This is a genomic window from Aeromonas sp. S9(2024) (genome assembly GCF_041403185.1).
GTDB classification, from domain to species: domain Bacteria; phylum Pseudomonadota; class Gammaproteobacteria; order Enterobacterales; family Aeromonadaceae; genus Aeromonas; species Aeromonas enteropelogenes.
In genome coordinates, this window is sequence record NZ_JBGLRE010000018.1 from 1 (window position 1) to 21,895 (window position 21,895).

A 21,895-nucleotide genomic window follows, 5' to 3' on the forward strand; every position below is an offset into this window, starting at 1 on the left:
TGCAACTTTCGTTGCTTTGGTCACTTCATCAGACATTGAAAATCAAAAATTGTTTTTGATGCTCGATGCTGTGAGTGCCCACACAGATTGCTTGATTCAAATTGTTAAAGAGCGACGCAGCTTTTGGCTGCTGCGGGAGTGGCATTCTACTCAACCGCCTTCTCGAGTCAAGCCTTATTTTCAAAGGCTTTTCGAGGCTACCGACTTGGCTTTATGCGTTACCGCTTGCCGTGTCGATGGAGGCGCATTATAGGGAGTGAATTCAGGCTGACAAGAGAAAATCACGTATTTTTTTGATAAACCCAAACAATCGTTCAGATAACACCCGAAAAGAACAACCTTCGTACTAAATCAGCGCACCGCGTCGTAAAAACAGAAGCGCACCTGGCACACTCAGCTTATATAGGAGACCTCCGGTTGTTGCCGCGCCAACCAGAGTTCCTCCATCTCCAGCAAGGTTTGATAGATTTTTTCGGCCTGTTCCGGGCGACTGAAGAGATATCCCTGTCCGTATAAATGGGTATCGGTCAAAGAGCGAAGTACATCCAGTTGGGCTTGCGTCTCAATCCCCTCACACACCAAGCTCTTGCCCAGCATGGAGCCCATCCTGCAAATGTTGGCAACCAGTTCAGATGCTTCAATGGACGTATCGATCCCCTGGATAAACGAGCGATCGATTTTCACCTTGCTGACTGGCAACTTCTGCAAGTAGCTCAGTGAAGAGTAGCCGGTTCCGAAATCATCGAGCGCCAGCAACACCCCCTGTTGATTTAGGTCCTGCATCAGCTGCAACGAATTTTTCACTTCCCGCATGGTGGTATCTTCAGTGACTTCCAACACCAGGCTGCTGGCTGGCAAGTGATGATCCATCAATGCCTTGGTAACCAGCTTGAGCAAATTGCGCTGATACATGCCGGGGGAGATATTCACGCACATCTGCAGGTCAACCAGTCCGAGCTGATGCCATTGATATAGCTGCTCACACGCCGTATTCAACACCCAGCTGCCCAACCGCTCGGCCAGCTGAAACTCTTCGGCCACCAGAATCACTTCATTGGGGGGGATAAAGCCGAGTTCCGGATGTCGCCAACGCAACAGGGCTTCAACGGCTTCACAGCGGCCGCTATCAAGATTGACGATAGGCTGGTAATAGAGCTCCAGGGCATTGTGTTCAAGGGCCATCACCATATCCGAGGCGAGATGCTTGCGCCGCGCCGTTTCATTGAGCAAGGAGCTGTCATAGATGACGTAGGGCACATGGGTCTTGCGGCTATGAAACAGCGCCTGTTCCGCACAACTGAGCAATTCCTGGGTTTTTTCACTGTCCATGGGGTAAAACGCAATGCCGATCCCCACATCCAACCGAAAAGGATAGTTATCGAATACAATATTCTGCTTGAGAGCATGTAACAAACGGGCCACCAACTCTCTTATCTGCCGCAGATCATTGCTGCCACGCTGGACAATGGCGAATTGATCACCACTCAGGCGGCAGCTCCACTCCCCTTCCTCACACAACACGCGGATCCGCTTGGCGAATTCGTGTAACAGGTAATCCCCTGTGTCATAACCAAACTTGCTGTTGATATCCCTGAAATCATTGATGTCTATCAGCACGAGCCCAAACGGTGCCTCCTGGGTTGCATACTGCTCCATTCGTTCAAGCAAGGCCACGCGATTGGATAAACCGGTCAGCGGATCCTGTCTGGCAGCCCTGAAATGGCGGCGACCTTCATAAATAAGCAAGGCAGTAAGCAACAGTACCGAAATAATCAGGCCGGAAACCATCAACAACAGGGCATTACGCAGTTGGGCAAAATGGCGATCGTTGTCTGTGTAGATATTGATGTTCTTCTGCATCACCGAGGCGAGCGAATAAGAGAGGGGTTCTTGCAAGGGGGAGAGGCGCATCATGATCTGCTGATAATTGGGAGCACCACTCTTGAGACGAATAATCTCGGGCTCTATGCTGCGGATATTGCTTTCGATCAGTTGCACCAGACGCAGGGTTTTCTGTTTGTCCTGCATGCTTTTGCGCAGTTGCCCGCTTAGCAAGATAGGGGTTCTGCTCCAGAGAATGTCATAGCGCAGCATGAGGGCGTCGTGATCAATCCCGCCATAGTGGTACACCTCTACGGCATTGAGAAACCGCCCCAACTCCAGCTGCAACTGCATCAGGGCCCAGGAGACATCGTAGGTATACTTCTCCATCGCCCTCGTCGCATTCTGGATCTGCATCAGGCTGTAGAGGGTACTCCCGGTGAACGACAGGATGGAAATGTACAGAATAACGAGCAATGGCCAGGCCCTGGTCTTTCCTTTCACCCCTTCTCCTGTCGCGTTAGCTATCAGTGTTGTATGTCGATGGAACCAAGCTGCCAGATCATCATATCGGTATATTCGGAGCGTTTCAGCTCGGGATGCTGATCCAGAGGCAGCATGAACCAGAGGGGCCCCTTGTCACGCACCCGCATCACAACCCCATCATCTTCCCATGCAAGTATGGGATCATACTTGGCCACCTTGCTCCATTCGATACCTATTTGATAGCTATTCAACGCCGTCAGGGTAATGTTGTCGCCATCCGCACCAACCGCAGCCAACACATCAGAAAGCTTGGGACCACGATAGGTGTGCGGTTTATCAACCCATGGATTCCCCGTCACTATCTCGTGCTGCGGCAATGCCTGGAGCCTGGTCAAATCAAACTGCACCTTGCCCCCCACATCTTCGGTCGACTTGATATTGCCACTCACGCTCAGGATCACGGGACCGGAGAGAGGCTCGGCCACGGCGACGGGGAGTGCAAGCAGCACATACAGCACAGGGATCCATCCCAATAATTTCATATCAACCTCGCTCTTGTTGTTATCCAGACAGACTCAGTTTAGCCGTAGATAAAAAAACGGCCCGCCTTGGGCGAGCCGTTCTCAAACAGACAGGAAGCAATGATTACATCATGCCCATGCCACCCATGCCGCCCATGTCAGGCATGGCAGGAGCATCTTTCTTCGGCAGCTCGGTAACCATGCACTCGGTGGTGATCATCAGACCGGCGATGGAGGAGGCAAACTGCAGGGCAGAACGGGTTACCTTGGTCGGATCCAGGATACCCATGGCCAGCATGTCGCCATACTGCTCGGAGTAAGCGTTGTAACCGAAGTTGCCTTCGCCATTCTTGACGGCATTGGCAATGACGGATGCTTCTTCGCCGGCGTTGATGACGATCTGACGCAGCGGGGCTTCCATGGCGCGCAAGGCAACCTTGATACCCACGTTCTGGTCTTCGTTATCACCGCGCAGATCGGCCAGCTTGGTCGCAACGCGAACCAGCGCCACACCACCACCGGCAACCACGCCTTCTTCCACAGCAGCGCGAGTCGCGTGCAGGGCATCTTCAACGCGGGCTTTCTTCTCTTTCATCTCGACTTCGGTGGCTGCGCCAACCTTGATCACGGCAACACCGCCAGCCAGCTTGGCTACGCGCTCTTGCAGCTTCTCACGATCGTAGTCGGAAGAGGTCTCTTCGATCTGCTGGCGGATCTGGGCAACGCGGCCCTCGATCACACTCGCATCACCCACGCCATCGATGATGGTGGTGTTCTCTTTGGTGATCACAATGCGCTTGGCACGGCCCAGATCTTCCAGGGACGCTTTTTCCAGCTCCATGCCCACTTCTTCGGAGATCACGGTACCACCGGTCAGTACGGCGATATCCTGCAGCATGGCCTTGCGACGGTCACCGAAGCCCGGTGCCTTGACTGCAGCCACTTTCACGATGCCACGCATGGTGTTGACCACCAGAGTCGCCAGCGCTTCGCCTTCCACGTCTTCGGCGATGATCAGCAGGGGTTTGCCTGCCTTGGCTACGCCTTCCAACACCGGCAGCATTTCACGGATGTTGGAGACTTTCTTGTCAACCAGCAGGATGAAGGGATCGTCCAGCTCGACGGAACCAGTCTCTTGCTTGTTGATGAAGTAAGGGGACAGGTAGCCGCGGTCAAACTGCATACCTTCAACTACTGCCAGCTCGTCTTCCAGGCCCTGACCGTCTTCAACGGTGATGACACCGTCACGGCCCACTTTGTCCATGGCTTCGGCAATCAGCTTGCCTACTTTCTCGTCGGAGTTGGCAGAGATGGTACCAACCTGAGCGATGGCATTGCCATCAGCGCACGGCTGGGACAGAGCCTGCAGCTCGGCAACGGCGGCAACGACGGCTTTGTCGATACCACGCTTCAGATCCATCGGGTTCATGCCGGCGGCAACAGCCTTCAGACCTTCGTTGACAATGGCCTGGGCCAGTACGGTCGCAGTAGTGGTACCGTCACCGGCGGCATCGTTGGCCTTGGAGGCAACTTCCTTGACCATCTGGGCGCCCATGTTCATGAACTTGTCTTCCAACTCGATCTCACGAGCCACGGAGACGCCGTCCTTGGTGATGGTCGGGGCGCCGAAGGACTTGTCCAGCACCACGTTGCGACCTTTCGGGCCCAGGGTGACCTTGACGGCATCGGCCAGGATGTTTACGCCTTCCAGCATCTTGATGCGGGCTTCGTTACCAAACTTAACGTCTTTAGCTGCCATTTTTCTTCAATCCTTAAATCAATTCGGGGAAAAGTGAGGATGGATTACTCTTCGACAATCGCCAGGATGTCGGTTTCGGACAGGATCAGTACCTCCTGGCCATCCAGCTTCTCGGTCTTCACGCCGTAACCTTCGTTGAAGATCACCTTGTCACCAACCTTGACGGCCAGCGCTTTGACATCGCCATTATCCAGGATCCGGCCAGTCCCTACGGCAAGCACTTCACCACGGGTGGACTTCTGAGCCGCAGTACCAGTCAACACGATACCGCCGGCGGATTTGGCTTCAGCTTCGATGCGCTTGATAATGACGCGGTCGTGCAGTGGACGAATTTTCATCGATAACTCTCCCAAAATGAGTCTCATTGTTGCTTTGAGGAATGGCCGTTCCGGGCCAAATCAGGTATGTCCCTGATGTGGGGCAGAGTTGTTAACCCTTCAAGGGCAAATACAAAAAAAATTTTTTCACGTACTATGAGCACCTTCGATTGTTCATCGGTGCCCTCACCATGGAACGGACCGGCCAACCCGTCTCTTTCATGTCAGAACCGTCAACGCCAGATGTAGAGACGAGCCCTTGACCCACACCAACCCCATGCTGACAGCGCCCGCACCAGTCGTACTGCGCCGGATGACGGGGCCCATGATCCTCGGCATCGTCGCCATTCTGGCCTTCAACCTGATTGATACCTTCTTTATTGGCATGCTGGGCACCCAGGCGCTGGCGGCCATCAGCTTTACCTTTCCGGTGACTTTCGTGGTTACCTCGCTGGCCATGGGGCTCGGGGCCGGGTTGTCCGCCGTGATCGGTCATACCCTGGGACAAGGCAAGCATGAAGAGGCGGCACGCATCACCACCGACAGCCTGTTTCTGGCGGTAATCATGGTGAGTCTGCTCTCCATCGGCGGCGCCCTGACCATAGACCCCCTCTTCACTCTGCTGGGCGCCAGTCGCGAACTGATTTCGCTGATCCACGATTACATGCTGATCTGGTATCTGACCGTCCCCATGCTGGTACTGCCCATGGTGGGCAACGCCGCCATCCGGGCTACCGGGGATACCAAGACCCCCAGCCTGGTGATGACGGTCGCAGGACTGGTCAACGGGGTGCTGGATCCCCTGCTCATCTTCGGCATTGGCCCCTTCCCCGAGTGGGGGATCCGGGGTGCGGCCATCGCCACCTCCCTCTCCTGGATGATGGCCATGCTGGTCAGCCTCTATATATTGCGCCACCGGGAAGGGTTACTGTTGTGGCGTCTCTCTGCTCGCCCCAGATTGCTCGCCCACTGGCGGGCCCTGCTTCATGTGGCCGTGCCGGCCTCCTTTACCAACATGCTCAATCCCTTGGCCAATGCCGTGTTGATGACCATCTTTGCGGGTCTGGGCACCGAGGTAGTGGCCGCCTACGGTGCTGCGTCACGGGTCGAGGCCCTGCTGCTGATCGTGATGATGGCGCTCTCCTCGGTGCTCGCCCCCTTCATTTCACAAAACTGCGGGGCAGGCAATCCGGTCAGAGCCAGGATGGCGCTACAAAGTTGCATGCGATTTGCCCTGTTGTTCCAGCTCGCCGTTTACGGCCTGACCTGGCTGCTGGCGCCCCTGATTGCCAAGCTGTTCAGCGATCATCCGCAAGTGGTGCGCCTCATCATCCTTTATCTGCATCTGGTCCCCATCGGTTACGGCTTTCAGGGAATGGTGATGTTGCTGGCGTCCGCCTTGAATGGCGTAAGGGCATCCAGTATTTCGTTCCTGTTCAACGGTCTGCGGCTGTTTGTCTTCTTGTTGCCAGGGGCCTGGCTGGGGGCAAAGCTGGGGGGGGAACAGGGGATCTATCTTGGAATACTGCTGGCCAACCTGCTGGCGGGTTCACTGGCCTGGTGGTATGCCCGCCACCGCTTCGAGGCGTTGTGCCATCTGGGCAATCCCTGACGCACAACGCCCCCTGCTGCGAGACTTACTCCTTGCGCTCGAATTCACCTTCGATGGTGGTGCCACCGCGATGATTCTGTCCCGGCTGTTCATCAGAAGAGGGGGCCTGACCGAATGGCGGTTGCGAACCCTGGAACCCACCCATCTGCATCCGGAACTGGTTGCTGCCAATCAGTTTGTCGGCCAGCTTGTTGCGCAGCCAGGGTTGCAGCAGCAGGATACCGAAAAAGTCGGTGACAAACCCAGGGATGATCAGCAACAGACCGGCCAGCGCCAGCATCATGCCACCCATCACCTCGCGCCCAGGCATTTCGCCCTGCTGCATCTTTTGCTGGGCGCTGAACAGGGTCTTGAGCCCTTCGCTACGCACCAGGGAGGAGCCCAATACTGCCGTCAGTATGAGCAAGCCGACGGTTGGCAACGCACCAATGACGGCGCCAACCTCGATCATCACGGTGAGTTCCAGTACCACCAGCCCCACCAACAACAGAAACAACTTGCCCATATCAACTCCACGCTCGGTAAATTGGGAGAAAGCCGCTCCGCACGGCGGAGCAATGCCCGATTGCTGTCGGCATTGTCGCAACTTTCTACCCGGAATAAATGGGGCCAGTTCGGGCTTTTTCAAGTCTCGCCATTGAGCCCCAAATCACCTACGTCATAAAAAATCAGCAACTCTGTCTTTAAATTGATAAAAATCAGCGCGATAGATGTGCCACAACAGATGTGTACTTTCATCAACGCAATTTGAAAATGTCTAAAGATTAGTGATCCATCTCTAATAATTGATACCTCAATTGGAGTAGTATGTTCTTCAGTAATTCGGGAGGTTATCCTCCCTACCGCCCCACTCGATGTGTGGTGCTTCAGGATGAGCTGTGCGCAAGGAACTCGCGACCACTCGGTGAGGTTTTTTCCATTTATCTGATTTCTGAGGCATTACAATGAGCGACATCAAGAACGTCCGCATTGAAGAAGACCTGCTGGGCACCAAAGAAGTTTCCAACGACATGTACTACGGCGTACACACCCTGCGCGCCGTCGAGAACTTCAAGATCAGCTCTCAGAAGATTTCTGACGTTCCGGAATTCGTACGCGGCATGGTGCTGACCAAGAAAGCGGCCGCCATGGCAAACGGCGAGCTGGGTACCATCCGTCCTGAAATTGCAGACAAGATCGTGGAAGCCTGTGACCTGATGCTGAACACCGGCAAATGCTTCGACCAGTTCCCAGTCGATGTTTATCAGGGTGGTGCGGGTACCTCCGTCAACATGAACACCAACGAAGTCCTGGCCAACATCGCCCTCGAACTGATGGGTCTGGAGAAAGGCCGCTACGACGTCATCAACCCCAACGATCACGTCAACAAGTGCCAGTCCACCAACGACGCCTACCCAACCGGTTTCCGCGTCGCCGTGGTCAACAGCACCGACGTGACCCTGCATGCCTTGGAGCACCTGATCGCTGCCTTCGACGCCAAGGCTGAAGAGTTCAAGAAAGTCCTGAAGATGGGTCGTACCCAACTGCAAGACGCCGTGCCCATGACCCTGGGCCAGGAGTTCCACGCCTTCGCCGTCACTCTGCGCGAAGAGATTAAATCCATCAAACGCTGCCAAGAACTGCTGCTGGAAGTGAACCTGGGCGCCACCGCCATCGGTACCGGTCTGAACACTCCGCCCGAGTACTCCAAGCTGGCCATTCAGCGTCTGGCAGAGATCACCGGTCGCGCCTACGTACCGGCAGAAGATCTGATCGAAGCCACCTCCGACTGCGGCGCTTACGTCATGCTGCACGGCGCCATCAAGCGTCTGGCCATGAAGCTGTCCAAGATCTGTAACGATCTGCGTCTGCTCTCCTCCGGCCCGCGTACTGCACTGAAAGAGATCAACCTGCCGGAAATGCAGGCTGGTTCCTCCATCATGCCGGCCAAGGTCAACCCGGTTATCCCGGAAGTGGTCAACCAATCCTGCTTCAAGGTATTCGGTAACGATATCACCATCACCTTCGCCGCCGAAGCCGGTCAGCTGCAGCTGAACGTCATGGAGCCGGTGATCGGTCAGGCAATGTTCGAATCCCTGAGCCTGATGGAAAAAGCCTGTATCTCCCTGCGCGAGAAGTGCGTGGAAGGTATCACTGCCAACCCGGAAATCTGCATGAACCACGTGCTGAACTCCATCGGTATCGTGACTTACCTGAACCCCTTCATCGGCCACCACGAAGGTGACATCGTCGGCAAAATCTGTGCCCAGACCGGCAAGAACGTACGCGAAGTCGTACTGGAGCGTGGTCTGCTGAGCGCCGAGCAGCTGGATGAAATCCTCTCCATCGAGAACCTGATGAACCCGCAATACAAGGCCAAGCGTTTCACCCGCGAAACCACCGTATAAGCGAGCATGGGCCGGGATCTTCCCGGCCCATTTAAAGTCAGTTCCCGATCGGCCTCACCCAGTCCCATCGGGAATTGGCTTTTGCCAAAGAAAAACCAAAAAACTAAAAATGGAGTTATCGCTATGATTGGAATCGAGTTACTTGTCGTACTCGCCGCTATCTATCTGGGGGCCCGGATAGGCAGCATCGGCATCGGCTTCGCCGGTGGTCTGGGTGTACTGGTCCTGACCTGGGGTCTGGGTGTACAGATCCCGAGCGATCAGCTGGTATCCTACATCCCCTGGGACGTGATCATGATCATCGCGTCCGTCATCTGTGCCATTGCCTGCATGCAGTTGGCCGGCGGGATGGACTACCTGGTACACCTGGCTGAAAAAGCACTGCGCAAAAACCCCAAATACATCACCTTCGCCGCTCCGGTCGTCACCTACCTGATGACCATGCTGGCCGGTACCGGTCACACCGCGTTTTCCACCCTGCCGGTGATCGCCGAAGTGGCCAAGGAGCAGGGCATCCGCCCCTCCCGTCCGCTCTCCATCGCGGTCGTTGCCTCCCAGATCGCCATCACAGCCTCGCCAATCTCCGCGGCCGTGGTTGCCTTCTCCGGCATGCTGGAACCGCTTGGCGTTGACTATCTGACTCTGCTGGCCATCTGCATCCCGTCCACCTTCATCGCCTGTATCCTGGGTGCCTTCGTCGCCAATATGCTGGGCAAGCCGCTGGATCAGGACGAAGTCTATCTGGAGCGCAAGGCCAAGGGCCTCATCAAGCTGCGTGGCGCTACCCAGCTTGAAATCAAGCCTTATGCCAAACTGTCCGTCTGGATCTTCATCGCCGCCATCGTCGCCGTCATGGCTTACGCCACTGCCATCTCCGGCAAAGTGGGCCTGATCACCAACCCGCCGATCCCCCGCGACGGCGCCATCATGGGCATCATGCTGGCCGCAGCCACCATCATGACTCTGGTGTGCAAACTGGACGTGACCCAGGTGACCAACATGCCGACCTTCAAGTCCGGTATGTCCGCCTGTATCTGCGTGCTGGGTGTGGCCTGGCTGGGTAACGTCTTCGTGAAAGGCAATATGGACACCATCCAGCTCATCGCTGGTGACCTGCTGAACCAGTACTCCTGGCTGCTGGCCGTGGTGCTGTTCTTCGCCGCCATGCTGCTCTATTCACAGGGTGCCACCACCAAGGCCCTGATGCCGGCCGCCCTGGCTCTGGGCGTCAGCCCGCTGACTGCTATCGCCTCTTTCGCGGCCGTAAGCGCCCTGTTCGTACTGCCGACCTACCCGACCCTGCTGGCTGCGGTCGAAATGGATGACACCGGCTCCACCCGCATCGGCAAAGCCGTGTTCAACCACCCCTTCTTCATCCCGGGTGTGGCAACCATCGCCATCGCCGTGGCGCTGGGCTTCTTCTTCGGCGGCATCATGATCTAATCCGGTTGCTTGCCACCAACAAAAATCCCCGCCAATTGGCGGGGATTTTTTTATCCATATCACGCTCAAACCAAGCCTGCGCCGGATGATTCGGCAAGACTATCTCGCACACGGCCTCATCATCTGCCTATCCAGGCCTCTGACAGAGGTTCTGCTGCATCGAAAGGGTAAAGCGCTTGTACACCATTACCGACCCCTTCGATATGCCGGATCCTGCGGATCAGACCGGATCCAGAGTATCCAGCGGCCAGCGCGGCACAGCCTTGACCACCAGAGGCTCGAACACACCGGCCTTCAGACGCTGCATACCGGCGTAAGCAATCATGGCGCCGTTGTCGGTACAGTATTCGGTACGCGGATAGAAGACTTCGCCCTTAAGGCTCTCCATCAGCTCGGCAAGCTGGGCCCGCAGGTGACGGTTGGCACTGACACCACCGGCCACCACGAGGCGATTGAGACCGGTCTCCTGCAAGGCGCGACGACACTTGATGGCCAGGGTATCGACTACGGCATCTTCAAAGGCTCTGGCGATATCAGCACGAGTCTGCTCGTCATCCCCATTGGCAGCGATGGTGTTGGCGGCAAAGGTCTTGAGACCGGAGAAACTCATGTCAAGTCCGGGGCGATCGGTCATGGGACGCGGGAAATGGAAGCGCCCCTTGGTGCCCTTCTCAGCAAGACGGGAGAGCAGCGGACCACCGGGATAGTCCAGACCCATCAGCTTGGCGGTCTTGTCGAACGCCTCGCCGGCGGCATCGTCGATAGACTCGCCCAGCAGCTGGTAGCTGCCGATGCCATCGACCCGCACCAGCATGGAGTGGCCGCCGGAGACCAACAGTGCCACGAAGGGAAACTCGGGCGCACGCTCTTCCAGCATGGGAGCCAGCAGGTGGCCTTCCATGTGGTGCACGGCGATGGCCGGCTTGTTCCACGCCATGGCCAGCGAACGGCCAATGGTGGCCCCGACCAGAATGGCGCCGACCAGACCCGGGCCCGCTGTGTAGGCGATGCCGTCGATGTCATCTTGACCCAGTCCCGCCTCTTGCAATGCGGCCTGGATCAAGGGGATCGTCTTGCGAACATGATCCCGGCTGGCCAACTCGGGGACGACGCCACCGTAGTCCGCATGCAGCTTGACCTGGCTGTATAACTGGTGGGAAAGGATCCCTTTTTGATCGTCGAAGATCGCGATCCCGGTTTCGTCACAGGATGTCTCTATGCCCAATACACGCATTGCTAAAAAATTTCACTGCTAAAATGAGACGGCTATGGTAACCTTCGCGGGTTTTTTAAACCAGAGCGATCTCTGCGGGTTTACTTTCATTCCCTGTCCAGAGTATAATTTCGCACCATTTTAAGAGATGCTGATCGATTGAAGGTCAGCTAACAATTTATCACTGAGGTGAAAGGCACATGCCAGTAATCAAAGTCCGTGAAAATGAGCCGTTTGACGTTGCTCTGCGTCGCTTCAAGCGTTCTTGCGAAAAAGCCGGTATCCTGTCCGAAGTTCGTAGCCGTGAGTTCTACGAGAAGCCGACTACTATTCGTAAGCGTGCCAAAGCGTCTGCCGTTAAGCGTCACGCCAAGAAGCTGTCTCGCGAAAACGCACGTCGTATCCGCCTGTACTAATCAGGGGACTGTGCCGTGTCTCTGAAGGATCAACTCAAGGATCAGCAAAAACTCGCCATGCTTGCCAAAGACAAGCAACGGCTGGGTGCTATCCGTTTGTTGATGGCAGAAATCAAGCAGCGTGAAGTTGATACCCGTGTCGAACTCACTGATGAAGATATCCTCGCCGTCGTGACCAAAATGGTCAAACAGCGCCGTGATGCCATCAGCCAGTTTGAAGCTGCCGGTCGCCAGGATCTCGCCGACAAAGAGTCCGCAGAGATCGTTGTGCTGCAGGAATTCCTGCCACAACAGCTGACCGCAGATGAAATCTCCGCCCTGATCGAGCAAGCCATCGCGCAAAGCGGTGCTGCCGTCATGGCTGACATGGGCAAGGTCATGGCTGTTTTGAAGCCTAACATTCAGGGACGCGCCGATATTGGCGCCGTCAGTGCTCAGGTGAAAACCCGCTTGGCGTAACAGGCAACTCTCTTGTTTGGTCGAAGAAGCCGTGCTTCCCTGGGAATGCGCGGCTTTTTTATTTTTCCGCAATGAAACAGGACGGTTATGGCAGGCAGGATCCCTCAATCCTTTATCGATGATCTGCTCGTACGCACAGACATTGTCGAGCTGATTGACTCCCGTGTGCGGCTGAAAAAAGCCGGTAAGAACTACCAGGCTTGCTGCCCTTTTCATAACGAAAAAAGCCCCTCGTTTACCGTCAGCCAAGAGAAACAGTTCTATCACTGCTTCGGCTGTGGCGCCCACGGCAATGCCATCGGCTTTGTCATGGAGTATGACGGCCTTGAATTCCCCGATGCCATCGAAGAGTTGGCCAGCCTGCATGGCATGCAGGTCCCGCGTGAGCAGAGCGCCGGAGGCGCTAGCAGCAACCAGCCTGCAGTCAGCAAGGATCTCTTCGAGCTGATGAACCAGATCGCCCGCTTCTACGAGAGCAGCCTGAAAAGTGCTCCCCAGGCGGTGGAGTACCTGAAAGGGCGTGGTCTGACTGGCGAAGTGGTCAAGCGCTTCAATATAGGCTATGCCCCGGGTGACTGGGATCAGGTGCGTCGCCGCTTTGGAGCCAGCCGGGATCACGAGCAACTGCTCATCTCCGGCGGTATGCTGATCCCGCGCGATAGCGGCCCCGGCAGCTATGATCGCTTCCGCGATCGCATCATGTTCCCGATCCGTGACAAGCGGGGTCGTGTCATCGGCTTCGGTGGCCGAGTACTGGGTGATGGTACGCCCAAATACCTCAACTCGCCGGAAACCCCCATCTTCCACAAAGGACGGGAGCTATTCGGTCTCTATGAGGTGAAACAGGCGCACAAGGATCCTCGCCGGATCCTTGTGGTGGAAGGCTATATGGATGTGGTGGCCCTGGGCCAGTACGACATCGACTATGCGGTGGCCGCCCTGGGCACGGCAACGACCAGCGACCATATCCACACCCTGTTTCGCACTACCGCCGAAGTGGTTTGCTGCTACGACGGTGACAATGCGGGACGAGAAGCCGCCTGGCGAGCACTGGATAACGCCCTCCCCCATCTGCAGGATGGCCGCGAGCTCAAGTTCGTGTTTCTGCCGGACGGCGAGGATCCCGATTCCCTGGTGCGTCAGATCGGCAAAGAAGGGTTCGAGGCTCTGCTCGACCAAGCACAACCCTTTGCCGACTTCATGTTCGAGCGTCTCGGGCGCGATGCCGCACTCTCGGGCGAAGCAGGCAAGTTCGAAGTGGCCAACAAGGCCGCCGAGCTGATCCGCCGAGTGCCGGAAGGATTTACCCGAGAGGGATTGATCACTCGCCTCTCCAGCATGATGCGCTGGGGGGAAAACAAACAGCGCATCGCCGAACTGTTTGCCCGTAACAGCCAGCCCAAGGCCGAGGTTAACAAGCCCAAGGCTGCCAAGCTGACACCGCTGCGCCGGGCGCTGGCCCTGATGGTGCAGTATCCCGCGATCACTGCCGAGCTGCCAGCCATGCCGGAGCTGGCAGGATTGCGCTTACAGGGCATCAAGTTCCTGCTGCAACTGCACCAGCAGATCCTGACCCAACCGGGGATCACCACGGGCATTCTGCTGGAACACTGGCGCGGCACCAAGGAAGGGGAAATCCTGGCGCAACTGGCCATGCACGACCTGTTTGAAGAGATCAAACTCGATCAGGAACCGGATATTCTCGGGGAATTGCAGGACACCTTTGTCGGCTTCATCAATCTATTCTTGAAGCAGCGGATTGAGGAATTGCAAGCCAAGGTGGCACAGGAAGGCCTAAGCGCAGAAGAGACTCAAGAGCTGATGATGTTGATCAGAGAAGTACAAATTGAGAAAAGAAATGAGAGCGGGGCTTGATATTTGAGTGATTAGTCCCAATATGGATAACGTTGCCCGAATCGACGGGATAAAAAGCAAAAATTTTATAACCGCCTGGCCCCGACAATACTGCGGGCAGGGGTTTCTCATGACCGACGCCGCAACCAGACATAGCATGTCTGGCGGTTTTCTATTAGAATTGGCTATTTGCGCAGCAGCGCACTGTAAGCGCAACCTAGCAACACCAACCGGATGAGTTCTATGGAGCAAACCCCGCAGTCTCAGCTTAAACTCCTCGTTGCCAAAGGTAAAGAACAGGGCTACCTGACTTATGCCGAGGTGAACGATCACCTCCCGCAAGACATCGTCGATTCAGACCAGATCGAAGACATCATCCAGATGATCAACGATATGGGCATTCAAGTCGTTGAAAACGCTCCGGATGCCGATGACCTTATCATGGCTGAAGGTGGTACCGCCGATGAGGACGCTGCCGAAGCAGCGGCCCAGGCTCTGGCATCTGTTGAATCCGAGATCGGCCGTACGACCGATCCTGTCCGCATGTACATGCGGGAAATGGGTACCGTCGAACTGTTGACCCGTGAAGGCGAAATCGACATCGCCAAGCGGATCGAAGATGGTATCAACCAGGTACAAAGCTCCGTGGCCGAGTACCCGGAAGCAATAACCTATCTGCTCGAACAGTACGATAAGTATGAAGCCGAGCAGCTGCGCCTCTCCGACATCATCTCCGGTTTTATCGATCCCAACGAAGCGGAAGATATGGCACCGACCGCCACTCATATCGGCTCCGAACTCGGCGAAGACGATCTCGCCGACGAAGATGAAGAAGATGAGGATGAGGACGAAGACGGCGACAGCTCGGACGATGACGGTGACGGTGGCCCGGATCCGGAAGTCGCTCGCGAGAAATTTGCCGAACTGCGTGCTCAATATGAAGTGACTCGTCTCTCTATTCAGAAGAATGGCCGCGCGCACGACGATACCCAGGCAGCCATCGCCCTGCTGGCCGATGTATTCCGCCAATTCCGCCTGATGCCCAAGCAGTTCGATCGTTTGGTCAACAACATGCGCGAGATGATGGAGCGCGTACGTGTGCAGGAACGCATCATCATGAAACTCTGCGTTGAACAGGCCAAGATGCCGAAGAAAACCTTCGTCGCGGCCTTCACCAACAACGAGTGCGAAACTGCCTGGTTTGAATACCAGAAGCAAGCTGGCAAGGCCTGGTCCCCCCGTCTGGTCGAGATGGACGAAGATGTCCAGCGTGCCATCGGCAAGCTGCAGCAGATCGAGGAAGAAACCGGTCTGTCGATCGCCCAGATCAAGGACATCAACCGTCGCATGAGCATCGGTGAGGCCAAGGCCCGCCGCGCCAAGAAAGAGATGGTCGAAGCCAACTTGCGTCTGGTTATCTCCATCGCCAAGAAGTACACCAACCGTGGTCTGCAGTTCCTGGATCTGATCCAGGAGGGCAACATCGGTTTGATGAAGGCGGTAGACAAGTTTGAATACCGTCGTGGCTACAAGTTTTCGACTTATGCCACCTGGTGGATCCGTCAGGCCATTACCCGCTCCATCGCGGATCAGGCCCGTACCATCCGTATCCCGGTGCACATGATCGAGACCATCAACAAGCTCAACCGAATCTCTCGCCAGATGTTGCAGGAGATGGGTCGTGAACCGAACCCGGAAGAGCTGGCCATGCGCATGGGCATGCCGGAAGACAAGATTCGCAAGGTACTGAAAATCGCCAAAGAGCCCATCTCCATGGAGACGCCCATCGGTGATGATGAAGATTCCCACTTGGGCGACTTCATTGAAGATACCACCCTGGCGCTGCCGGCCGATGCCGCGACCAGCGAAAGCCTGCGCAACGCGACCCGCGAAGTGCTGGCCGGTCTGACCGCCCGCGAGGCCAAGGTACTGCGCATGCGCTTCGGTATCGACATGAACACTGACCACACCCTCGAGGAAGTGGGCAAGCAGTTCGACGTTACCCGTGAGCGTATCCGTCAGATCGAAGCCAAAGCTCTGCGCAAACTGCGTCACCCGAGCCGCTCCGAAGTGCTGCGCAGCTTCCTGGACGAATAGTCCAAAGGCATGTGCCCTTTATTGCTGTCTCAAAAGCCCCGCCATGCGGGGCTTTGTTTTATCTGGCGCCAGCCCGAAAGATATAACCCCTTTCATCGTCACAGCAGGATAATTAGTCGCCAAGTGGTTGATCTGCCTATGGACTGCCCTTTGTACTTCCCCTATAATCCACGCCGCTAAACGCACAATTTGGCCCCTTAGCTCAGTTGGTCAGAGCAGTCGACTCATAATCGATTGGTCGTGGGTTCAAGTCCCCCAGGGGCCACCAAATTGAAAAAGGCCGCTCATCAGGAGCGGCCTTTTTGCATTTAGCCCAGACCATGAAACGCTGCGCACCAGATACAAAAAGACCCGCCGTGGGCGGGTCTTGGGCTGGCAACAGGATGCAAGGCTTCACACTGAAATAGAATTCTGGTTTATGCGTTTTCGCTCTGTCCGGATGGTAGGCGATCCCGCCCAGGCAACATCCGTCTGACCAGATTGCTGCGTTGACGCCATGAGGTGAACAGGATGGCCAGCAGATGCAGGACTATCAGCCCTTGCAGCGCCCAGGTACACCACTCGTGCCAATCATCGGCTCCCAGCTCGAAACCCGTCTCGGTATTCTGAAACCAGCCCGTTCCTGCTGTCGCCAACACCAGCAGCCAGAAAGCCCACACCGCCAGCTTGCCGGTACCGTGATGACCAGGCGCTGGAGGCTGACGCTCACGCATCTCTTCCGCTTGCTGGCGAAAGTCCGCGCGGCTGGGGAGCAAGGCATCGAGACGGGCATATCCCCTGGCCCATGTCACTCCCCATAACAACCGCAAGGCGACGAGGGCAATGGCGCCATAACCAAGCCACTCGTGCCACTCCTCTCCCGCCTCATTAAACCAGAGGTTGCCGATGCAGATCGCCGCCAACCCCCAATGAGTCAGGCGGACCACCCCATCCCAGCGAAAAGGCTCACCCTTTTTGCTTGGCATATTTGTGGTACTCCTTCTTCAGGTCGTTGACCTTGGCCAGATGCTCACGCGCCTTGCTCTCATCACCAGCCTTGAGCGCAACCAGGCTGGCATCCAGCTCGGCTTGCACCTCGTTCATGCCTTCGAGGAACTTCTCTTTCTTGGCAGCAGGCATGTTTTTCTGCTTGGCCACATCCAGCTGGGCCTTCATCTCGTTGATGTACTTCTCCATGGTGGCGGGATCTTCCGCCTTGACGGCCTGCTTGTAATTGAAGCCGATCTTCTTCATGGGCTGTTCCAGATCACCGGCCATGGCAGGCAGGGTCATCAAGCCAAACATCAGGGGCAACAGCAGGGGGCGTACAGTTTTCAACATGGTATTTCCTTATCATATGACATTGCGGCTTCTTGTTCGCACTCGATAAGTGCAGTCAATTGAATATGATGCCACGAACAAGGGGGAATTGTATGGGGAAAGTTCGACCAATTGTGACCAGATGTGTCAGATATGCTGACTGCATGTAGCCAATCGATACATTTCATCATCTTGGAAGGACACGGGAAAGAGGAAGGGCAAATGCACCATGCGGGCCATCAACTGCCACAAGACGATCCGCATGAGGCAGAGATGGCCGGGTGAAGGAGGCACCCTTTCCACCCGGCGCAGAGTAAGGAGCCTAACCCAGATGGTTGAGCGGCAGCGCCGTCTTGTGCTTGATCCGGCGCAACACGAAGCTGGAACGCACTCCGGTCACCCCCGGAATATGGGTCAGCTTGTCCAGCAGGAAGTGCTGGTAGTGCTCCATGTCACGCACCACCACCTTGAGCTGATAGTCGGCATCGTTGCCTGTGATGAGGTCACACTCGAGCACCTCTGGCAGCTCACTGATGGCCCGGTCAAAATTCTCGAACCGCTCCGGCGTATGCCTGTCCATGGAGATGTGAATGTAGGCGGTGAGGGTCAGACCCAGTTGGCGGGCGTTGAGCAGAGTAACGTGGGTGTCGATGAGGCCTGCATCTTCCAGAGCCTTGACCCGGCGGGAACAGGGGGAAGGTGAGAGGCCAACCAGCTCGGCCAGTTCCAGATTGCTGATGCGGCCGTTCTCCTGCATCAGCTCAAGAATATGTCTGTCTATGCGATCAAGTTTCAGCATTCACCCATCCTCGTTGCAATGACTAATCCACTTTTTCTAGATTAAGGGTGAACTATTGCAAAAACAACCGAAATAACTGCTCGCTTTGCAACCACTCACCGCCCCAGGAGGGATACTATGGTTACATCTTCCGGTGGTAAAGCAGATGCCCAACCAGGTCTCTGCGGTGAAGGACCTTACCGGGTCAAGAGCCCCATCAGCCGTCCAACCTTATCGGGAACAGACGGGCTGGAACGAGAGCATCCCCTCCCCGAAGGCAACAAAGCAGGCATCCCGGCGCCTGCTTTGTTGTTTCTGGCTTCCTGCATCAAGGCCCTACTGGGCGGATCCGGTAGAGACAGCGGTGATCCCCGTCCAGCAGGTATTGCTCCCGTTCGACCTCGGCCGGCGCCAGCAGCTGGCGAAACATCTCCAATTCACTGCGACAAAATCCCCGGCAGGCCCGAGCGGCGGCGCAGATGGGGCAGTGACTCTCCCACAACAGCCAGCTGCCATCCTCCTCCTGACGCATATCCGCCATATAGCCTTCACGTGTGCGAAGAGCCTTTAATGCAATCAACCTGTCGGCCAGCCCGGCCTGGGTCAGATGCGCCTGATAACGAGCCAGCTGTTGCTGCTCCCGCTGCAGGATCAGCCGCTCCATGCCAACCTCGCCAAATAGCTGCTGGATGTTGTCGATAAGCTGCAGAGTCAGATCGCTGTGGGTATCGGGGAAGCGTTGCCAGGCCTGTTCGGTCAGGTGCCACAGCCTCACCGGACGGCCGCGACCACGAGCCTCGTCGCTAAACCCCACCCAGCCTTCGGCCTCCAGCGCCATCAGATGCTGGCGGGCGCCCATGGATGTCATCTGCAACTGCTCTCCCAGTGCGGCGGCACTCTGGGGACCATGGGATTTGAGCAAGAACAGGATCTTGTCGGTACTGGCATTCATTGAGTGACTCTCGCTATCGACACTGGGTTATCGATAAGTACGCTCCGAGGCGCTATGGCTCCTTGATCAGGAGCTTGCCGGTGCAGGTGTCCATGGGCTCATTATGGGAAGTGTGATTTTTTAAATCAACTATTCACTTTACTTAATGTTGCTTCTCACCCAACATAAATAAACCAATAACTTTATTTAATGAGACTAACATGGAAGCATGCAAAGGACAGGCAACTCTCTGGGTATTGGTGATGACGGTGACACTGGCGGTGGCGGGTTTCAGCCTGCCATCACCCGTGCTGGCGCCGCTGCTGCTGGATCCGGCGCAGGGCATGTTGACGCCGGATACGTCGGACTGGAGCCGCAAGGTGTGGCTCGGCGTCATCATGGGGCTCTATCCGCTGTTTCAGTTGGTAGGCTCCCCCTGGCTGGGCAAACAGTCGGATCGCCACGGCCGCAAGCCGGTGTTGACACTCTGCCTGATCGGCGTGCTGGCGGGGTATGCCCTGATGGCGCTGGGGATCGCCTGGCGTTCCCTGCCACTGCTGTTGCTGAGCCGGATTGTGGAAGGCTTCTTCAACGGCAATATCGCCATCGTCCAGGCAATGGCGGCGGATCTGAGCACCACCAAGACCAAGGCGCGCAGCTTCGCCTGGATCAACATCGGCATGAATCTGGGCTGGGTACTGGGCCCCATGATAGGCGGCTACGCCGCCGTGATCTCAGGGGATTACAGCCTGGCCGCCTGGCTGGCGGTAGCCATGACCGCCATCAACCTGTTGCTGGCGTACTGGCTGCTCCCCAACCAGGCACCGGCGGCCACTCGCCAGCAGGCGCCCTCCCTCTCTTCCCGTGAGCTGCTGTTGCAACCCGCTCTGCTGCCCTACTTCGTGCTGACCCTGCTCAGCTATGGCGCCGTGCAGCTCTATTTCACCTACTTCAACGTCTGGTTGGTGGAGCGGCTGGCCTGGGATCCGGTGCAGCTGGCACAGGCCGCCGTACTGGTGAGCGTGCCCATGATGCTGGGCTCCTGGCTGGGTTCCCGCCTCGCCCGCCATTGGCGTGGCAGCAGTCTGGGGATTGTCGGCCACCTGGTGATGGCGGCAGGCATGCTGATGTTCGTGCTGCCGACCCACTGGTGGGGACTGGCGCTGACCTTTATCCCCGCCGGCATCGGCATGAGCCTCGGAGAGCTGGCGACCTCGGTAGCCATCTCCAACCGCAGCCATGCCGAACAACAGGGGCAGGCGATGGGCATTTACCGCGGCCTGGCGGTAGGCAGCGAGATACTGGCGGTCGTGGTTGGCAGCCTGGTGCTGCTGGCAGGCACCGAATGGCCCTTCTATCTGGCCGCCCTCTGCGGTGTGCTATGTGCTGCCGGTTTCTATGGCCTGCGCAGACGGGCCGATCGGCGACAACCAGTGGCAGCTGCGCCGAACCGGCTTGAAGTGCAGGCGGAGTGAGGAAGTAAAGAGTCTGCACTGCCGCCAGATCACAGATTGCCGTCCGGCTCCCTGTCAGGACTTGCATCCGCACATCGGGTTTGGGAGGGTAGAAGCCTTGTCCCGTGTCGGATGCCGGTTCCGGAATGAACCAATAACCGACACGGACAACCCATTCGCCGCGAGATGGTATGGCACCTCGCTCGGACCGACATTGCTGGAGATGATATGAGTAATTTTCAGGCCATTGCTCTTGATATGGATGGCACCCTGCTGACCCGGGATCACAAGATCTCGTCTGCTACCCGGGCGGCTCTTGATCAGGCTCGTACCCGGGGCATCAAGGTGCTGCTGGTGACCGGGCGCCACTTCATGACGGCGCGCCCCTTCCATCACGAACTCGCGCTCGATACCCCCATCATCTGCAGCAACGGCGCCTACCTATACGATCCGGAGCAAGATCGGATCCTGGATGGCGATCCCCTGGCGATCGCCCCCCTTGACCAGCTACTGGGACAGATTGAGGCCCAGGCGATGGGGGCCCTGTTTCACTTAAGCGAAGGCATTGGCTTTCTTGGCTGCGAGGAGCACGTTACCCGGATCCGCCACTGGTCAGCCCGGCAACCGGAACATCTCAAGGTCTCTCTGTTGCCGGCAGACAATCCGGCAAGCTGGCTGGCGCAGCCAATTTGGAAGCTGGAGCTGTTCAACCAGGATCCGGCTCGCCTGCACACCTTCATGAGCGAGGTGGTGGATGCCATGCCCTTCACCCGTGACTGGGCGGCCCCCTACGCGGTAGAGCTGGTGCAACCGGGTTGCAGCAAGGGCAACCGGCTGGCCCAGTGGGCCGAAAGTGAGGGGATCGCGATGGAAAACGTGGTGGCTTTCGGCGACAACAATAACGACCTCAGCATGTTCGAACAGGTCGGGCTGGCGGTCGCCATGGGCAATGCGGCGTCACAGATCCAGGCGGCTGCGGATCGGGTCACCGCTGATCACAACGAGGACGGTATCGCCCTGGCGCTGCAGCGCTGGGTACTCTCCTGAC

Annotated in this window: 20 protein-coding genes and 1 tRNA gene; 11 read left to right on the plus strand and 10 right to left on the minus strand. The window is 56.9% G+C overall.

Annotation, left to right across the window (positions count from 1 at the left end):
- On the plus strand, window positions 1-253 hold a 253-nt coding region (locus tag ACB028_RS20025; protein WP_371145045.1), incomplete at its 5' end, for a hypothetical protein.
- 140 nt (window positions 254-393) lie between these two features.
- On the opposite strand, the gene ACB028_RS20030 is transcribed toward ACB028_RS20025, so the two are convergent.
- The 4 genes from ACB028_RS20030 to ACB028_RS20045 form a co-directional block, all read right to left on the minus strand.
- Window positions 394-2,325 (minus strand): bifunctional diguanylate cyclase/phosphodiesterase, encoded by a 1,932-nt coding sequence (locus ACB028_RS20030; RefSeq protein WP_042026574.1) that lies wholly within the window; start codon window positions 2,323-2,325, stop codon window positions 394-396.
- A 23-nt stretch (window positions 2,326-2,348) separates the two neighbouring features.
- Window positions 2,349-2,849 carry a molybdopterin-binding oxidoreductase gene (locus ACB028_RS20035; RefSeq protein ID WP_371145046.1) on the minus strand — a complete coding sequence of 167 codons (501 nt, stop codon included), beginning with the start codon at window positions 2,847-2,849 and terminating at the stop codon, window positions 2,349-2,351.
- Between the two features lie 103 nt (window positions 2,850-2,952).
- Window positions 2,953-4,587 (minus strand): chaperonin GroEL, encoded by a 1,635-nt coding sequence (gene groL / locus ACB028_RS20040; protein ID WP_026457381.1) that lies wholly within the window; start codon window positions 4,585-4,587, stop codon window positions 2,953-2,955.
- 44 nt (window positions 4,588-4,631) lie between these two features.
- A complete protein-coding gene (locus ACB028_RS20045) occupies window positions 4,632-4,925 on the minus strand; it encodes a co-chaperone GroES (protein WP_042026576.1) in 294 nt (97 codons plus the stop codon).
- A gap of 256 nt (window positions 4,926-5,181) precedes the next feature.
- Between ACB028_RS20045 and ACB028_RS20050 the strand changes: the two genes are divergently transcribed.
- Window positions 5,182-6,516, plus strand: a complete 1,335-nt coding sequence (locus ACB028_RS20050; protein WP_371145053.1) for an MATE family efflux transporter — start codon at window positions 5,182-5,184, stop codon at window positions 6,514-6,516.
- A 25-nt stretch (window positions 6,517-6,541) separates the two neighbouring features.
- On the opposite strand, the gene ACB028_RS20055 is transcribed toward ACB028_RS20050, so the two are convergent.
- Window positions 6,542-7,021 carry an FxsA family protein gene (locus tag ACB028_RS20055; RefSeq protein WP_026457449.1) on the minus strand — a complete coding sequence of 160 codons (480 nt, stop codon included), beginning with the start codon at window positions 7,019-7,021 and terminating at the stop codon, window positions 6,542-6,544.
- 439 nt (window positions 7,022-7,460) lie between these two features.
- Here ACB028_RS20055 and aspA point away from each other — a divergent pair, with 439 nt between their 5' ends.
- On the plus strand, window positions 7,461-8,903 hold the full coding sequence (gene aspA, locus ACB028_RS20060) for an aspartate ammonia-lyase (protein WP_026457450.1): 1,443 nt from the start codon (window positions 7,461-7,463) through the stop codon (window positions 8,901-8,903).
- Between the two features lie 123 nt (window positions 8,904-9,026).
- The gene (locus ACB028_RS20065) at window positions 9,027-10,346 is read left to right on the plus strand and encodes an anaerobic C4-dicarboxylate transporter (RefSeq protein ID WP_042026579.1); all 1,320 of its coding nucleotides are present in this window, start codon (window positions 9,027-9,029) and stop codon (window positions 10,344-10,346) included.
- A gap of 220 nt (window positions 10,347-10,566) precedes the next feature.
- Here ACB028_RS20065 and tsaD read toward each other — a convergent pair whose 3' ends face one another.
- Window positions 10,567-11,580, minus strand: a complete 1,014-nt coding sequence (gene tsaD / locus ACB028_RS20070; RefSeq protein ID WP_042026580.1) for a tRNA (adenosine(37)-N6)-threonylcarbamoyltransferase complex transferase subunit TsaD — start codon at window positions 11,578-11,580, stop codon at window positions 10,567-10,569.
- A gap of 179 nt (window positions 11,581-11,759) precedes the next feature.
- Between tsaD and rpsU the strand changes: the two genes are divergently transcribed.
- From rpsU to ACB028_RS20095, 5 genes are all read left to right on the plus strand, one after another.
- Window positions 11,760-11,975 (plus strand): 30S ribosomal protein S21, encoded by a 216-nt coding sequence (rpsU, locus tag ACB028_RS20075; protein ID WP_005309452.1) that lies wholly within the window; start codon window positions 11,760-11,762, stop codon window positions 11,973-11,975.
- Between the two features lie 15 nt (window positions 11,976-11,990).
- On the plus strand, window positions 11,991-12,434 hold the full coding sequence (locus ACB028_RS20080) for a GatB/YqeY domain-containing protein (protein WP_042026581.1): 444 nt from the start codon (window positions 11,991-11,993) through the stop codon (window positions 12,432-12,434).
- An 87-nt stretch (window positions 12,435-12,521) separates the two neighbouring features.
- Window positions 12,522-14,309 (plus strand): DNA primase, encoded by a 1,788-nt coding sequence (gene dnaG / locus ACB028_RS20085; RefSeq protein ID WP_224211031.1) that lies wholly within the window; start codon window positions 12,522-12,524, stop codon window positions 14,307-14,309.
- Window positions 14,310-14,522: 213 nt separating this feature from the next.
- The gene (gene rpoD, locus ACB028_RS20090; RefSeq protein ID WP_082037513.1) at window positions 14,523-16,385 is read left to right on the plus strand and encodes an RNA polymerase sigma factor RpoD; all 1,863 of its coding nucleotides are present in this window, start codon (window positions 14,523-14,525) and stop codon (window positions 16,383-16,385) included.
- A 191-nt stretch (window positions 16,386-16,576) separates the two neighbouring features.
- A tRNA-Ile gene (locus tag ACB028_RS20095) sits at window positions 16,577-16,653 on the plus strand.
- A 148-nt stretch (window positions 16,654-16,801) separates the two neighbouring features.
- Here the strand turns inward: ACB028_RS20095 and ACB028_RS20100 are convergent.
- From ACB028_RS20100 to ACB028_RS20115, 4 genes are all read right to left on the minus strand, one after another.
- A complete protein-coding gene (locus ACB028_RS20100) occupies window positions 16,802-17,350 on the minus strand; it encodes a cytochrome b/b6 domain-containing protein (RefSeq protein ID WP_371145047.1) in 549 nt (182 codons plus the stop codon).
- Window positions 17,331-17,705, minus strand: a complete 375-nt coding sequence (locus tag ACB028_RS20105; RefSeq protein ID WP_026456188.1) for a cytochrome b562 — start codon at window positions 17,703-17,705, stop codon at window positions 17,331-17,333. Before ACB028_RS20105 ends, ACB028_RS20100 begins: the two co-directional genes overlap by 20 nt.
- 301 nt (window positions 17,706-18,006) lie before the next feature.
- A complete protein-coding gene (locus tag ACB028_RS20110; RefSeq protein ID WP_005304871.1) occupies window positions 18,007-18,483 on the minus strand; it encodes an Lrp/AsnC family transcriptional regulator in 477 nt (158 codons plus the stop codon).
- A gap of 307 nt (window positions 18,484-18,790) precedes the next feature.
- On the minus strand, window positions 18,791-19,414 hold the full coding sequence (locus tag ACB028_RS20115; protein WP_225633358.1) for a metalloregulator ArsR/SmtB family transcription factor: 624 nt from the start codon (window positions 19,412-19,414) through the stop codon (window positions 18,791-18,793).
- Window positions 19,415-19,614: 200 nt separating this feature from the next.
- On the opposite strand from ACB028_RS20115, the gene ACB028_RS20120 reads away from it, so the two are divergent.
- Complete coding sequence (locus ACB028_RS20120; RefSeq protein ID WP_371145048.1) at window positions 19,615-20,868, plus strand: MFS transporter; 1,254 nt, start codon at window positions 19,615-19,617, stop codon at window positions 20,866-20,868.
- A 207-nt stretch (window positions 20,869-21,075) separates the two neighbouring features.
- Window positions 21,076-21,894, plus strand: coding sequence for a Cof-type HAD-IIB family hydrolase (locus ACB028_RS20125; protein ID WP_371145049.1), 819 nt, complete (start codon window positions 21,076-21,078; stop codon window positions 21,892-21,894).
- The last annotated feature ends 1 nt before the right edge of the window (window position 21,895 follow it).

Excerpts from the sequence above, each read along its gene's own strand:
- dnaG (WP_224211031.1), top strand. The coding sequence starts at position 12,522 with ATGGCAGGCAGGATCCCTCAATCCTTTATCGATGATCTGCTCGTACGC.
- ACB028_RS20125 (WP_371145049.1), top strand. The coding sequence starts at position 21,076 with ATGAGTAATTTTCAGGCCATTGCTCTTGATATGGATGGCACCCTGCTG.
- ACB028_RS20035 (WP_371145046.1), bottom strand. The coding sequence starts at position 2,849 with ATGAAATTATTGGGATGGATCCCTGTGCTGTATGTGCTGCTTGCACTC.
- ACB028_RS20115 (WP_225633358.1), bottom strand. The coding sequence starts at position 19,414 with ATGAATGCCAGTACCGACAAGATCCTGTTCTTGCTCAAATCCCATGGT.
- tsaD (WP_042026580.1), bottom strand. The coding sequence starts at position 11,580 with ATGCGTGTATTGGGCATAGAGACATCCTGTGACGAAACCGGGATCGCG.
- ACB028_RS20100 (WP_371145047.1), bottom strand. The coding sequence starts at position 17,350 with ATGCCAAGCAAAAAGGGTGAGCCTTTTCGCTGGGATGGGGTGGTCCGC.
- ACB028_RS20110 (WP_005304871.1), bottom strand. The coding sequence starts at position 18,483 with ATGCTGAAACTTGATCGCATAGACAGACATATTCTTGAGCTGATGCAG.
- ACB028_RS20055 (WP_026457449.1), bottom strand. The coding sequence starts at position 7,021 with ATGGGCAAGTTGTTTCTGTTGTTGGTGGGGCTGGTGGTACTGGAACTC.
- rpoD (WP_082037513.1), top strand. The coding sequence starts at position 14,523 with ATGAGTTCTATGGAGCAAACCCCGCAGTCTCAGCTTAAACTCCTCGTT.
- ACB028_RS20065 (WP_042026579.1), top strand. The coding sequence starts at position 9,027 with ATGATTGGAATCGAGTTACTTGTCGTACTCGCCGCTATCTATCTGGGG.
- rpsU (WP_005309452.1), top strand. The coding sequence starts at position 11,760 with ATGCCAGTAATCAAAGTCCGTGAAAATGAGCCGTTTGACGTTGCTCTG.
- aspA (WP_026457450.1), top strand. The coding sequence starts at position 7,461 with ATGAGCGACATCAAGAACGTCCGCATTGAAGAAGACCTGCTGGGCACC.
- groL (WP_026457381.1), bottom strand. The coding sequence starts at position 4,587 with ATGGCAGCTAAAGACGTTAAGTTTGGTAACGAAGCCCGCATCAAGATG.
- ACB028_RS20120 (WP_371145048.1), top strand. The coding sequence starts at position 19,615 with ATGGAAGCATGCAAAGGACAGGCAACTCTCTGGGTATTGGTGATGACG.
- ACB028_RS20045 (WP_042026576.1), bottom strand. The coding sequence starts at position 4,925 with ATGAAAATTCGTCCACTGCACGACCGCGTCATTATCAAGCGCATCGAA.
- ACB028_RS20050 (WP_371145053.1), top strand. The coding sequence starts at position 5,182 with ATGCTGACAGCGCCCGCACCAGTCGTACTGCGCCGGATGACGGGGCCC.
- ACB028_RS20105 (WP_026456188.1), bottom strand. The coding sequence starts at position 17,705 with ATGTTGAAAACTGTACGCCCCCTGCTGTTGCCCCTGATGTTTGGCTTG.